Origin of the sequence: Sporosarcina gallistercoris, from assembly GCF_014836415.1 — a bacterium.
Taxonomy (GTDB): domain Bacteria; phylum Bacillota; class Bacilli; order Bacillales_A; family Planococcaceae; genus Sporosarcina; species Sporosarcina gallistercoris.
Genome location: NZ_JACSQY010000003.1, coordinates 180,691 through 193,973, shown reverse-complemented (window position 1 = coordinate 193,973; position 13,283 = coordinate 180,691). Strand labels below are relative to the sequence as shown.

At 44.2% G+C, this 13,283-nt stretch carries 13 protein-coding genes; 3 read left to right on the top strand and 10 right to left on the bottom strand.

The genetic code is table 11. The features are described from left to right. Positions 1-16: 16 nt before the first annotated feature. Positions 17-958 (bottom strand): DHH family phosphoesterase, encoded by a 942-nt coding sequence (locus tag H9659_RS06290; protein ID WP_191689078.1) that lies wholly within the window; start codon positions 956-958, stop codon positions 17-19. 97 nt (positions 959-1,055) lie between these two features. Between H9659_RS06290 and H9659_RS06285 the strand changes: the two genes are divergently transcribed. After that, complete coding sequence (locus H9659_RS06285; RefSeq protein ID WP_191689077.1) at positions 1,056-1,376, top strand: YtpI family protein; 321 nt, start codon at positions 1,056-1,058, stop codon at positions 1,374-1,376. A gap of 21 nt (positions 1,377-1,397) precedes the next feature. On the opposite strand, the gene H9659_RS06280 is transcribed toward H9659_RS06285, so the two are convergent. Together H9659_RS06280 and H9659_RS06275 are read right to left on the bottom strand one after the other, a co-directional pair. Beyond that, on the bottom strand, positions 1,398-2,705 hold the full coding sequence (locus H9659_RS06280) for a DRTGG domain-containing protein (protein ID WP_191689076.1): 1,308 nt from the start codon (positions 2,703-2,705) through the stop codon (positions 1,398-1,400). A 100-nt stretch (positions 2,706-2,805) separates the two neighbouring features. Next, positions 2,806-3,486 carry a metal-dependent hydrolase gene (locus H9659_RS06275; protein WP_191689075.1) on the bottom strand — a complete coding sequence of 227 codons (681 nt, stop codon included), beginning with the start codon at positions 3,484-3,486 and terminating at the stop codon, positions 2,806-2,808. 109 nt (positions 3,487-3,595) lie between these two features. Here H9659_RS06275 and H9659_RS06270 point away from each other — a divergent pair, with 109 nt between their 5' ends. Beyond that, positions 3,596-4,690 carry a M24 family metallopeptidase gene (locus tag H9659_RS06270; protein ID WP_225217693.1) on the top strand — a complete coding sequence of 365 codons (1,095 nt, stop codon included), beginning with the start codon at positions 3,596-3,598 and terminating at the stop codon, positions 4,688-4,690. A gap of 55 nt (positions 4,691-4,745) precedes the next feature. Here H9659_RS06270 and ald read toward each other — a convergent pair whose 3' ends face one another. Beyond that, positions 4,746-5,864 carry an alanine dehydrogenase gene (gene ald, locus H9659_RS06265; RefSeq protein ID WP_191689074.1) on the bottom strand — a complete coding sequence of 373 codons (1,119 nt, stop codon included), beginning with the start codon at positions 5,862-5,864 and terminating at the stop codon, positions 4,746-4,748. 220 nt (positions 5,865-6,084) lie between these two features. On the opposite strand from ald, the gene H9659_RS06260 reads away from it, so the two are divergent. Beyond that, on the top strand, positions 6,085-6,534 hold the full coding sequence (locus tag H9659_RS06260) for a universal stress protein (RefSeq protein WP_191689073.1): 450 nt from the start codon (positions 6,085-6,087) through the stop codon (positions 6,532-6,534). Between the two features lie 758 nt (positions 6,535-7,292). Here the strand turns inward: H9659_RS06260 and H9659_RS06255 are convergent. The 6 genes from H9659_RS06255 to mbcS form a co-directional block, all read right to left on the bottom strand. Continuing rightward, positions 7,293-8,216 carry a class I SAM-dependent methyltransferase gene (locus tag H9659_RS06255; protein WP_225217692.1) on the bottom strand — a complete coding sequence of 308 codons (924 nt, stop codon included), beginning with the start codon at positions 8,214-8,216 and terminating at the stop codon, positions 7,293-7,295. Between the two features lie 106 nt (positions 8,217-8,322). Next, positions 8,323-8,829, bottom strand: coding sequence for a thiol peroxidase (tpx, locus tag H9659_RS06250; RefSeq protein ID WP_191689072.1), 507 nt, complete (start codon positions 8,827-8,829; stop codon positions 8,323-8,325). 32 nt (positions 8,830-8,861) lie between these two features. Further along, a complete protein-coding gene (locus tag H9659_RS06245) occupies positions 8,862-9,458 on the bottom strand; it encodes an RDD family protein (protein ID WP_225217691.1) in 597 nt (198 codons plus the stop codon). 17 nt (positions 9,459-9,475) lie between these two features. Continuing rightward, a complete protein-coding gene (gene sppA, locus H9659_RS06240; RefSeq protein WP_191689071.1) occupies positions 9,476-10,486 on the bottom strand; it encodes a signal peptide peptidase SppA in 1,011 nt (336 codons plus the stop codon). Positions 10,487-10,549: 63 nt separating this feature from the next. Further along, on the bottom strand, positions 10,550-11,488 hold the full coding sequence (gene rarD, locus H9659_RS06235) for an EamA family transporter RarD (protein ID WP_191689070.1): 939 nt from the start codon (positions 11,486-11,488) through the stop codon (positions 10,550-10,552). 127 nt (positions 11,489-11,615) lie between these two features. Further along, positions 11,616-13,187 (bottom strand): acyl-CoA synthetase MbcS, encoded by a 1,572-nt coding sequence (gene mbcS, locus H9659_RS06230; protein WP_191689069.1) that lies wholly within the window; start codon positions 13,185-13,187, stop codon positions 11,616-11,618. Between the last annotated feature and the right edge of the window lie 96 nt (positions 13,188-13,283).

Sequence of the window (13,283 nt, the reverse complement as noted above, 5' to 3'; positions counted from 1 at the left end):
TCTATCCCTCCATTCACTAGTTACCTGCACATAACGTTTGTACTTTTTGGATGACTTCATCGGCTTCTTCCCAAGACTTCACGGAGGCCCCTGCAGCAAGCGGATGTCCACCGCCTCCGTATTCAGCAGCCAGCCCATTGATGACGATCCCTTTGGAACGCAATCGGACACGGATTTGGTCCGTCTCTTCAACAAATATTAACCAGGCACAGATGCCTTTCACATCTCCAAGTGAACTGACGAGTGAAGATGTTTCTTCCGCCTTCACATCGAACTGATCCAAGATCGTTTTTGTGAGTTTAATATAGGCAGCGCCGTTTTCATCTATCGAAAAGTTCTGATAGACGTACCCTTGTAAGTGAAGCAGGTTTCGTTCGACTTCGTACATACCTGCAAAAATTTGCTGACGATCAAAATTGTATTTAATCAATTCACTTGCGATTTCAAACGTCTTACCTGTCGCACTGGGATACATGAACCTGCCTGTATCTCCGACAATCCCAGCAAACAGAAGTCTTGCTGATTCATCAGGAAGCTTCCAGCCTTTCGCATCTCTTCCTTCAGCAAATAATTCAAAGATCATTTCCGAACAAGAACTCGCATCGGTATCAACCCATAAGACATCCCCATATGGATCCACATTCGGATGATGGTCGATCTTTGCTAAAAAGCTCCCTTTTTTATAGGACTGGCCATCGACCCGCTCGGTGTTTGCCGTATCTGTCACAATGACTAACGCACCGTCATACATGTCATCGGATACACGGTCCTGTCCAGTCAGAAATGACAACTGTCCATCATCACTTCCTGCAGCGTAGACATTTTTGTCAGGATAATTTGCTTGAATGAGTTTTTTCAACCCTACTTGTGAACCAAATGCGTCCGGATCCGGGCGGACGTGCCTATGTATAATAATGGTTGAATACTGTTCAATTGTGTCAATGATTTGTCTTTTCATTTTCCATTTCCTCCATTATTTAAAGAATTGCGGTCGCATTTGAGTTGTAAAGCCGCTACAATAGAAGAAGTGCTGGATTCTTTTGGAGGGCTATTCTGTGGAGACTTTAAATTTTGTACTTGTATTCCTGATTATTGCTTCGGCAGTATTCTACTTTTACTTTAAAACCCGGCAATTCCGGACAAGTCAAGTATTTCCGATCCGGAAAAAGATGTTTTCATCAAAAGCAGGAATGTTTTTAGGGCTCTTGCTCGTCTCATTCGGAATCAATCAGCTGTTGCTGTTTGGTGGGGTTACGACATACATAATCTCTGGAATCTTCATCGTACTTGGAGGCTATGTATCCCTCTTTAACTGGAAAGCCGTTCAGTATTACAACCGATTCGTGGACGAAGAGACCGAATTGAACAAGCGCTGATGCCCATGCATCGGCGTTTTTTTATCGTTCCAATAACTGATACGTGACAAGGGCTTTCCCGATCATCTCTCCTTCTGAGTATAGGGAAATATCCATTTTCACAACCCGGCGACTCATGTGGAGGATTTGAGGTTCCACAGTTACCTTACTCCCAAGCTGGACATGCCTCATAAAGTAGACCGATAAGTTCTCAGGGACACTCTCTCCACGTTTATAGAGCTTGATAGCCCGATTTCCTGTTTCAGCCAACAATGTTGTAAGGGCACCATAGGACAATGACCCAAGTTGGTTGGTCATCTGTGGGACCACTTCAAAAATTACATTTTGAGGGTTTTCCGTATCGGAGTGCATTTGGTTTTTCACAATATCATCAATCGTCTGGCCTTGTTGCGGCTGCCGTTGGGCCAATTGAAAAGCTTTCAATACGTCTTGGCGGCTAATGACACCATCCAACAGTCCGGTTTCTGTAACGACAGGAAGTAAATCGATTCCTTCCCACACCATGATGTGGCCAGCTGAAGCGACACTCATCTTGCCAGTTGCCGTAATCGGTGAAGCTGTCATGACTTTTCCGAGTGGTTCGGATTCTTGTTTCCCAACGACATCTTTAGACGTGACCATTCCTACCACTTTTCCATTTTTTTCGATAACCGGAAATGCAGAGTGGGAAGTCTTACGGCTCAATTCGTTAAATTGCCCAACCGTCTCTTGAATGAACAATGTGGAGGTATTTGAAAGTGGATGCTGGATATCTTCCACTAGAAGGATATCCTTCTCTATCATCTGGTCGGATATCGCCCGATTGAGCATGGTTGCAACTGTGAACGAATCATAGCTGGTCGTGATGACCGGCAAATCGAGTGAATTGGCAAGTTCTTTCACTTCATCGGTCGTATCAAAACCACCCGTCACAAGAACCGCTGCCCCTTCGCTGATTGCTAATTGATGCGCTTTCTGACGGTTCCCAACAATAAGCAAGCTTCCCGCGTCTATATAACGGCGGATATCATCCAGTTGCATGGCACCTATCAGGAATTTAGTCAGCGTTTTGTGTAACCCCCCGCTACCTCCGAGCACAGATCCATCTACAATATTCACCACTTCGGCAAACGTCAGCCGTTCGATATTCTCTTTTTTCTTTTTTTCAATGCGTACCGTACCGACACGTTCAATAGTATTGACAAGCTTGTTGTTTTCGGCTTCTTTAATCGCTCGGTAAGCTGTTCCTTCACTTACTGTGAGAGCTCTGGCAATTTGCCGTACTGAAATTTTCTCACCTACAGCAAGCTCTTCAATGTGGCGCAAGATTTGTTCATGCTTTGTCGACAATGCATTCACCTTTTTCTATGTATGCCTTGTCTTCAGTTTACCATAAATCCATAAAAAATAACCGAGCTGAAAGAGATTTATCTCTGCCAGCCCAGTTGACTCATAACCGGATCACTTCACCCGCATTCATGACAAGTACTTCATGGTCTTTCACTAGCTTTTTGAAGTCTTCAGGATCTTGCACGATCGGCGGGAATGTATTGTAATGCACGGGTACTGTCAGCTTTGGAGAGAGCAGTTCTACAGCATATGCAGCATCTTCAGGTCCCATCGTGAAATTATCACCTATCGGCAAAAATGCGATATCGATATTGTTGCGCTTGCCGATCAGCTCCATATCCCCAAATAGAGACGTATCTCCAGCGTGATAAATCGTTTTCCCTTCTGCCATCAGCAGAATACCCGCAGGCATCCCCATGTAAATCAGCTGCTGGTCATCCGTTGTATAGGATGAGCTATGGAACGCTTTCGTGAACTTCACCGTTCCAAAATCGAATTCGTGTGCTCCTCCGATATTCATGCCGTGGGTTTCTAATCCTTGCCAGCCGAGCCATACTGCAAGTTCGTTAGGCGCGACAACTAATGCTCCGCTCGCTTTTGCTATCTCGATCGTATCGCCAACGTGATCATTGTGTCCATGCGTCAACAAGATGACGTCCGGTTTTTCGTTTGCCACTACCAAATCCGTCAAATCATTTCCTGTAATATAAGGATCGATCAAAATCACCTTGCCGCCTGTCTTAATCTTTACGATTGAGTGTCCATGATATGAAATTTCCATTGGTTCCGACACCTCCACTTAGTATTCTATCCTTTCTATCAATTCGTGAAACCCTATGTAAATCCTCTTTTTTTGGTATGATGAACAAGTGAACTAAGGAGGAATCATTATGACGAAACTTACAACGATTCAACAGTATTTACAGGACAACAATGTAGAAGCGGCATTCGTAACGACACCTGATAACGTGTTCTACGTATCAGGTTTCAGCAGTGATCCACACGAGCGGCTTCTTGGGGTGATGATCTTTAAAGATGCAGAGCCTTTCATCGTCTGTCCCCTAATGGAAGTTCCCGATGTGAAATCCGCAGGGTGGACGTTCGGAACGGTCGGTTACGAAGACACAGATGACGCATGGGAGTTTGTGCAGGCTGAAGTGAACCGTAAAGTAAGCGGATTGAGTTCGATCGCAATCGAGAAATCCCACCTTACTGTCGAGCGTTTAGAACGTATGGAAGAACTTTTCCCTACAGCTCAATTCTCCCGTTTGGATGAACAGTTGAATATTATGCGGAGCCATAAGGATGCTTCGGAACTCCAACTATTACGTGAAGCTGCACAATTAGCGGACTACGCAATTGAAGTGGCGTGTGAAAATATTGCTGAAGGTGTTACTGAACTGGAACTTCAAACAGCAATCGAGTTTGCTTTAAAGAAAAAAGGCGTCCAGAAGATGTCGTTTGACACGACGGTATTATCCGGACCTAAAACCGCATCTCCACACGGGACTCCGGGAGAACGGAAAATCCAACAAGGTGATTTCGTTCTGATGGACCTCGGGGTTGTGCATAAAGGATATTGTTCAGATATTACGAGAACCGTATCGTTTGGCGAACCGTCTGCTGAACAGCGGAGTATCTACGAAGCAGTACGCTTTGCAAATCAGGCTGCAATCGACCTGGTGAAACCTGGGGTACGGGCAAGCGAACTTGACAAAGCTGCACGCGAAGTGATCACTAAGGCTGGGTATGGCGAGTACTTCACTCACCGTCTCGGGCATGGACTTGGAATTTCGGTTCATGAATTCCCTTCAATTCATGGAGCTAATGACTTCCAGCTGGAAGAAGGCATGGTGTTCACGATTGAACCAGGTATCTATAATTCCGCTATTACCGGTGTTCGCATTGAAGATGACGTTGTCGTTACAGCGGATGGGATTGAAGTGCTCACGAAGTTCCCGAAAGAACTTAAAATCATTAATTGAAATAGAAGAAGCAGAGGCTCAACTTACAGCCTCTGCTTCTTTGTTTCTAGTATTCTTATCGGCTCAACAAAGATTGAGCAGATACGTATTCGATTTCTTGTGCATCCGCTACTGCTTGATACGTTAAGTAGCCTTCTAGAGTGTTAACCCCTTTTAGCAACGCTTCATTGTCCAAGCAAGCCTGTTTGTATCCTTTGTTCGCAATTTGCAATGCATAAGGAACGGTTACATTTGTAAGTGCCATTGTAGACGTTCGTGGTACAGCGCCCGGCATATTCGCAACTGCGTAGTGGACCACTCCGAACTTTTCATATGTCGGATCATCATGTGTCGTAATACGATCGGAAGTTTCGAAGATTCCTCCTTGGTCGATAGCAATATCTACAAGTACAGAACCTGGAGACATCGATTTAACCATTTCCTCGCTTACAAGTTTAGGTGCACGAGCACCAGGAATAAGCACACATCCAATTACTAGATCAGCATCTTTGACAGACGTTGCAATATTGAATGGATTTGACACGAGTGTTTGCACGTCATTTCCGAATAACTCATCCAGCTGACGAAGTCTTTCTACCGAAAGATCCAGAACAGTGACACGCGCGCCCATACCAATCGCAATGCGGGCAGCATTCGTTCCAGCTTGTCCTCCGCCAATAACCGTCACGTTTCCACGTTGAACACCTGGCACGCCGGATAACAGGATTCCTTTCCCGCCTTCCATCTTCTCCAAGTATTGAGCTCCGATTTGAGTTGCCATACGTCCTGCAACTTCACTCATCGGAGCGAGCAGCGGCAACGAACGATTAGGCAATTGAACCGTCTCATAAGCAATCCCGATCACTTTATTGTCAAGTAACGCTTTTGTTAACTCGACTTCAGATGCAAGATGCAAATACGTGAACAAAATGAGACCTTCACGGAAGTAACCATACTCTGAAGAAACTGGCTCTTTCACTTTCATGACCATTTCCGCTGCCCACGCTTCAGCTGCAGTTTCAACGATTACCGCTCCAGCTTCACGATATTCTTCATCTGTAAAATTAGAGCCTACACCTGCTTGAGTTTCAATCAGCACTTCGTGTCCCGCTGATTTCAAGTTGAATACGCCAGCTGGTGTCATTGCGACACGATTTTCGTTGTTTTTAATCTCTTTAGGTACCCCAATACGCATAGTTAGTTCCTCCTCAATGAATGTGTCCGGCTGTCCAGTATGTACCGTTCAAACCTTTTCACCATAAGTGTAGCAGATAGCATTCTTTTTTGCCGTATTTTTTGTTCCGATAAACAAATATTTTTAATTTGCCGATTTTTGATAGGTAAGCAGGAAAAAACAAGAGATTTGGCGTATAGTACTTATAGCAGGATAATTAAAATGTAGGAGTGTGGTCACGATGTCATTAGTATATAACCAGATCATTGTAGCGGTAGATGGATCCAAAGAGTCGGAATGGGCATTTAAAAAAGCGGTAGCGATTGCTAAGCGAAACGATGCTAACCTCAACCTCGTCAATATCATCGACACACGTTCGTACTCCGCGGTGGAGGCATACGACCGTTCTATCGCCGAACGCGCTCAATCCTATGCGGTAGAGTTGCTAGAAGGCTACAAAGAACAGGCAGCATCAGCTGGGTTAACTCACGTGAATGTAATTGTAGAATATGGATCACCTAAAACTATGATTCCTAGAGAAATCCCGAAAAAGATTGAAGCGGACCTGATCATTTGTGGTGCAACTGGATTAAACCCAGTAGAGCGGTTCCTGATCGGTAGTGTATCCGAGAATATTGTACGCGCGGCAAAATGCGACGTTCTCGTAGTCCGTACTCCTGAAGGAGAATAATCACTAGCAAAAGCGTCCTTCTCATGTTGAAAAAGACTATTCAGACTGTAGACAAACTCCAGGAAGTATGGGGCTTGCCTACAGTCTTTATCTTTTTCAATGGATTAAACAATGAAAAGTTGATTTCCGCTGCGAGCGGACGCTTTCCGAGGGGCTCGACTTCAGCCTCCTCGTCGCTAACGCTCCTGCGGGGTCTTCAGTCTTCGCTGATCCCTCCGGAGTCGCCGCTCTCCGCTACAATCAACAGGATCTCCCAACTATCGAATGAGGTGATGGACATGATGAGGAGGAATCAAGTGAGTGAACAAGAATAGTTGGAAATGCTTACGATTGAACAGGTAGTGCCTCAAGATCAGTTGGTTCGTAAATTAGATGCAGATCGTGATTTTTCCTTCATTTATCAATTGGTTGAAAGAGGTGAATGTCTCATACAAAATTCAGTTAATTGAAGTGCAGGACTGCGACTCTTGGGGATCAGCGAAAGCCGTAACGAAGAACGACTTTTGCGAGTAAAAACGAAGCGTTAGGAGCACGTGTTTCCAAAAAATTGGACTGAGCAAAGCGAGGACGATTAATAATGCCTTAATTTTAGCGAAGTTCACTAAAATACGGCAAATCGAACTCTTCGTCGTTCGATTGGCTGAGGGCAAGCCCCCGGAAAGCGCGCGTCTGGAACGGAGATCAACGGCCTGTTATCCTTCATTTTAGAGTCAAAAAGACAAAAGCGTCCTTCTCAACATGAGAAGGACGCTTTTTACTTACTTTGCAGTTTCTTTTGCCCAATCTTCCATTTTAGTAAAGAACGAAATCATCGCTTGTTTGTCAGTCATATCCGGGACGGTAGCGAGCAATACATCCGGGGTTGGCTTCGCCTGTTCGGATGGTTTTTGTAAAATCAGTATGCTTTTAGACTGAGCTGCGTTCTTGAACAATGTTTGTGGCAATTGTAAAATCCCGCGGATGACCGTATGTTTTTTCAAATACGTGTGCAGCTCACCGGATTGTGCAGACTCGAATAACGAAGTCGGAACGATGAATATACCGTATCCTTCCGGCTTCAGGTGATGAATCGTTTGTTCGATGAATAAATGATGAGCATACGCATGTCCATCCGCAGGCATCATTTCAAAATTCAATGCATTTTCATCGTCGGGATAATAACCGACCGGTAAATCACATACTGCCAGGTCAACCGGATCCACAAGCAATGGGCGAAGTGCATCTTGAACGTAAATACGAATCGTCTGTTCCATAAGATCGGCACCTGATACCATCAATCTCGCTAATAACTCATCGATTTCAACAGCGCTCGAAGACACTGGCATCTCCAGGTGATTCATGACGGTTAACAGTAAATTACCGGTCCCTGCTGCTGGATCGAGCAGTTGAACCATCTCTTTTTGAGGAAGCAGAAAACTCGAGATTCGTGCAATCAGCATCCCGATAGCATCCGGAGTCATTTGATGATGAGGCTGAACATTTTGTCTCATCCCTTTTAAAATCGCGAGCTGCAAACCTCGGCGTATTTCCTCTTTCGTGACTTCACCTTGTATATCAGGTCCAGTTGTTCCTTCTGCCCAATTTTGACAGGCTACAATAAGCTGCTCTAAGTAAAGCGACTCCTCTTCACTAGAAGCCTCATCTAAATAAGTGAATATCTGTTCTGTATTTGTTTTCATCATAATCCCTCTACTTCCTTCTTTTCAATCAGCTAACCTATTCAACAATCGCCATGAAAAACCCATCCGACAGCCGGATGGGTTTCTGCTAACGACAGCTGCCTGACAACTACGCTTTCAATTTCGCGACAGCTTCCAATGCCTCTTGGTAGTCCGGATGATCGGTTACTTCACTCACGTATTCCGCGTAAGCAATCTTATCATCTTTATCAATAACAAAAATCGAACGGGCGAGCAGCCGAAGTTCTTGTATCGCCACACCATAAGCTTCTCCAAATGAGAGCTCGCGGTGATCCGATAGAATTTGGATATTCCCGATTTCTTCCGCTGAACGATATCGGGCTTGAGCGAAAGGCAGATCGACGGAAATCGTCAATACTTCTACATCGTCTCCAAACTTCCCAGCTTCCTCATTGAACTTATGGGTCTGTTTTGAACATACTCCTGTGTCAATTGAAGGAACAACGCTAATTAGACGGATTTTCCCTTTCGAATCACCGAGTGTAACAGGTTGTAAATCATTTGCCAAAACTGTGAAATCCGGAGCTTTGTCTCCTTCTTGCAGCTGTTTTCCGACCAATGTAACAGGATTATTCTTGAATGTGATTGAAGTCATTAAGATTCTCCTTTCAGTATCCATCTATCTTACTAGATTGTCTGATCGCCTTGCAACTGACGGCTCTCATCTGCGCGTACGGTTTTTGCTGTAACCAGTTTCTCATAAATTTGCTCGTGTACGACTTCCGTGTCTGCAAACAAATCATGCAGCGCTTCCTTACGAGGCATGAAGATGACAAGTAAATAAGGAATCAGTAATGTTTTTGAAATATAACGACCAACGACTTCCCGGAAAAGGAGTGATCCCCAACCGAGTGGTTCACCGGACTTTTTCACGACTCGTATCCCCATAATCATTTTTCCTGCTGTTTGGCTGAAAAACTTGGTCATGAGCAAGAAGTACGCGAGAAATAGCACGAGCATAATGAGTTTATAGGGACTGTATAGCAAAAAGATCGGATCTTTTATCGGGTAGTCAATCACTCGAAAGATCGGTTTCACTAACAACCCGCTGACGGCTCCCACAATAATGATATCTATCAAATACGCCCAGAAACGAATCCAAAATCCAGCTGGTTTCTTCATGAACTCCTGCTGTTGTAAAGCGAAGGATCCTTGTTCAATCCGTTCATGTTGAACCTGGCTTGCAATGACTTCCTCACCTGGCTGTTCCATTTGTTCAGACATTGTGTCAACCCCTCCCTTTAACGTTCACCATACAAATACATCATGCGCGGTGCTTGGTAGTCAGTCAGAAGTTTTTGGATCAACTCTGTTTCCGCATTTTTCTTGAACAACCCAGAGACACTCGTTCCGAAAATGGATGACAAGCTATCTGAAGAGCTGTATTCAAATACAGTTGGATTTTTGAACCCTTGTTCTGTAATTAATGCATCGATGACATCCGGTAATTTCCCATAGTCATCCGCAAGTCCTGACTCAATCGCTTGTCGACCGTTCATAATTCTTCCATCCGCCACTTTTTTGACATTAGCAACTGACATGCCGCGGCCATCTGCTACAATCCCCACAAATCGTTCGTAAGAATCATTGATCATTTCCTGCAGCATATCCCGTTCTGTTTGTGTCATTTCGCGGTTAGGACTCATTATATCTTTGTACGGCCCCGTTTTGATCGTATTGAAGTCAATCCCGACTTTGTCAGCAAGTTCCGCATAATTCAAACTCTCCATGATCACACCGATTGAACCTGTAATGGTTTCCGGGTGAACAAAGATTTTGTCCGCAGGTGCTGCGATATAATAGCCTCCCGACGCTGCCATTGACCCCATTGATACATAGATTGGAATATCCCGATTTTCTTGAATCGATATGAGTTCATCGTATATATCAGATGACTCCACAACTCCGCCACCTGGAGAGTCTACGTGCAATACAATCCCTTTCACTGATTGATCTTCTCGAATGTCAGCTAACTGACTCAAGAGGTTCTGGTGATTGTAGCCTGGTGCGGCAAACGGTGAGGCTGGTCCTGTGTCTTGGATGACACCACTCACGTTCAATACGGCAATGCGTTCGTTCGAATCACCTTGTTCCAATACGGTTTCTTCGTAAGTCGGCCCTCCCATTGCAAAGCTATCTTCAAAAAGAGCGTTAAAATCTCTAGTGAATATGTACGATAGCGAATTAACCCCGATTGAAACAACGACTAAAGCTGCAGCCGAAATTAGTGCAATCCATCGTTTCGTTGACATTTCAAATTCCTCCTTTTGTTCATAGTACGTGTACGTTCCACAAAACAGAATGTTTCAACCAATTTAAGATTGGTGTGACGATTCCTGTTTCTGAAGACGCATCATCGTCCGTTTGTTTTTTGCATACCGCAACACTTCAGGTACCGTGAACACTAACAACGCAATCCATATGAACGCGAAACTGAGCCATTCGAACTTACCGAATGTTTCTCCGTATATGGCAACACCGATAATAAGCATCATAGTTGGAGCGATATATTGAAGAAAACCCGTAACATATAGAGGAATCGAAGGCACGCCTTTTGCAAAAAACACTAGCGGTAACGCTGTTGCAATCCCTGTTAAAACAAGTAAGACTATCGTCAACGGGTCAGTGTCCATTATAACAGCATCTCCCGTTGAAAAAATCCAGCCATACGCTATAAGTGCAATCGGAACAGTAAACGCTGTTTCAATCGCAAGCCCTCTTGTCGCATTCAGTTTAATATGTTTTTTAATGAGACCATACAAAGCGAATGTGAACGCCAAGACAAATGAAATCCAAGGGAAAACACCGTAATGGAATGTTAAAATCGTAACTCCCACTGCAGCTAGCACGAAAGCGGCTTTCTGATTGCGATTCAATGACTCTTTCAAGAAGACAATTCCCAACAATACAGAAACTAACGGATTTATGTAATAGCCAAGGCTTGCTTGCACGATAAAGTCATGATTCACTGCCCAAATATACGTAAACCAATTGATCGTCACAAGAAAAGAAGCGGCACAAAGGCTCCAAAATTGTTTTTGTGTCGTCCAAAGTTCTTTTAAGTCAGAAACCAACTTTTTACCTTGTCCTACCAGTAGAAGTGCCAGAACAGTTAAGAGGAACGCCCAGATGATCCGGTTCACTAAAATTTCTCCGCTGCTCACGTGGTGAAGACTTTTCCAGTAAATCGGCATGAATCCCCACATTACATATGCAGCGAACACCCATAGTGCTCCTTGTTGTTGAGTTTGCAAGTGACTCCCCCCTTTTTGTCAGCATTTAGCTGCACGAAATATCTCTCAATTATACGGGGGCACATTAGCAAGGTAAAGTCTTTAGCAAAGAAAAGGACTGAGATCATTAAAATCCCAGTCCCGACCATTACATGGTTTCTTGCTTCCGAAGTTGGACGCGCATGATTTTCCCTGAAGCGGTCTTCGGCAATTCATCGACAAATTCAATTTTTCGAGGGTACTTATAAGGAGCCGTTTTTTGTTTTACATGATCTTGCAATTGTTCCACAAGTGAACTATCGTCTTTTTTGGAGGGATCCCGTAATACGACGAAAGCTTTGACGATACTCCCTCGAACCTCATCCGGACTTCCAACAACCGCACACTCCTTGACAGCAGGATGATTCGTAAGAGCATCTTCCACTTCAAATGGCCCAATGGTGTATCCGGAACTGATGATGATATCATCTCCACGGCCCTCAAACCAGAAATACCCATCCTCATCTTTTTTGGCCCGATCACCTGTAATGTAATATTCTCCTCGGAACTGCATAGAAGTCCGTTCTGGATCTTGTAAATATTCTTTGAACAAGGCAGGTGTTGAAACGTGGACTGCGATGTCTCCGACTTCACCTACTTGTGCAAGTCCACCTTCATCATTGATAATTTCTACACGGTTTCCGGGCGTCGGTTTTCCCATGGATCCAGGTCTTGCATCCATTCCAACCATCGTACCGACTAATAATGTATTTTCGGTTTGTCCATAGCCATCTCTCACTTGGAGAGAAAACACATTTTCAAATGTATCGATGACTTCTTTGTTCAGCGGTTCCCCTGCAGAGACTGCACTGCGTAATGAGGATAAGTCATAGCTGGCCAGGTCTTCCGCTTTCGCCATGAATCTGTATTCTGTCGGGGTGCAGCACAAAACATTCACATCATAGGTCTTAATCATATCCATATAAGTTTTCACGTCAAATTTCCCGTTGTAGACAAGTCCTGTCGCGCCACTTCCAAGAACAGCGAGGAAAGGTGTCCAGATCCACTTTTGCCAACCTGGTGCCGCTGTAGCCCACACCATATCCCCTTCATGGATACCCAGCCAGTTCTCACTAGTCGTTCTCAGGTGAGCGTATCCCCATCCATGTGTATGCACAACGCCTTTAGGCTTGCCTGTCGTTCCGGAAGTATAAGATAGGAACGCCATATCACTCGCCTTGGTACGCGCTGCCTCATAGTGTGCATCTGCATGCATCATCTCTTCTGTTAAAGAGATGCTTCTTTCGTCTGCTTTACCTACTACAAACAAGGTCACTTCTTCGATGCCGCGCACTTCGTTCAGTTGACTCGTAAACGCTTCATACGCAACGATCGCTTTTGCTCCGCTATGTGCTAATCGATATTCAATGTCGGATGCACGCAGCATTTCCGATGAAGGGATCACCGCAATTCCTGCTTTCAAAGCTCCGATATAGGCTACATACGCTTCGATTAACCTTGGAACCATCACTAACAGGATATCACCTTTTTTCAACCCATTCGCTTCATAAACTGAAGCGGCACGATTTGCATCTTCCATCAACTTATCATATGTATAATCTTTTTGATTTCCTTCTGAATCGACGTAGATCAGCGCCTTCTTATTCGTTCCATCCGCATACTTTTCGATTTCAGATACGATGTTATAAATTTCAGGCGCTAATAATTCTTCTCTTTTCATAAGTAGTCCTCCTTTTAAACAATATAGTCAGTATACATCTAAAATTTATTCAATTCAAAAATTAGTGGTAAGTCATGAATATAAAATTTCATCACA

Excerpts from the sequence above, each read along its gene's own strand:
- H9659_RS06255 (WP_225217692.1), bottom strand. The coding sequence starts at position 8,216 with ATGATGAAAACAAATACAGAACAGATATTCACTTATTTAGATGAGGCT.
- H9659_RS06275 (WP_191689075.1), bottom strand. The coding sequence starts at position 3,486 with ATGGAAATTTCATATCATGGACACTCAATCGTAAAGATTAAGACAGGC.
- mbcS (WP_191689069.1), bottom strand. The coding sequence starts at position 13,187 with ATGAAAAGAGAAGAATTATTAGCGCCTGAAATTTATAACATCGTATCT.
- H9659_RS06260 (WP_191689073.1), top strand. The coding sequence starts at position 6,085 with ATGTCATTAGTATATAACCAGATCATTGTAGCGGTAGATGGATCCAAA.
- tpx (WP_191689072.1), bottom strand. The coding sequence starts at position 8,829 with ATGACTTCAATCACATTCAAGAATAATCCTGTTACATTGGTCGGAAAA.
- ald (WP_191689074.1), bottom strand. The coding sequence starts at position 5,864 with ATGCGTATTGGGGTACCTAAAGAGATTAAAAACAACGAAAATCGTGTC.
- H9659_RS06245 (WP_225217691.1), bottom strand. The coding sequence starts at position 9,458 with ATGTCTGAACAAATGGAACAGCCAGGTGAGGAAGTCATTGCAAGCCAG.
- H9659_RS06270 (WP_225217693.1), top strand. The coding sequence starts at position 3,596 with ATGACGAAACTTACAACGATTCAACAGTATTTACAGGACAACAATGTA.
- sppA (WP_191689071.1), bottom strand. The coding sequence starts at position 10,486 with ATGTCAACGAAACGATGGATTGCACTAATTTCGGCTGCAGCTTTAGTC.
- H9659_RS06290 (WP_191689078.1), bottom strand. The coding sequence starts at position 958 with ATGAAAAGACAAATCATTGACACAATTGAACAGTATTCAACCATTATT.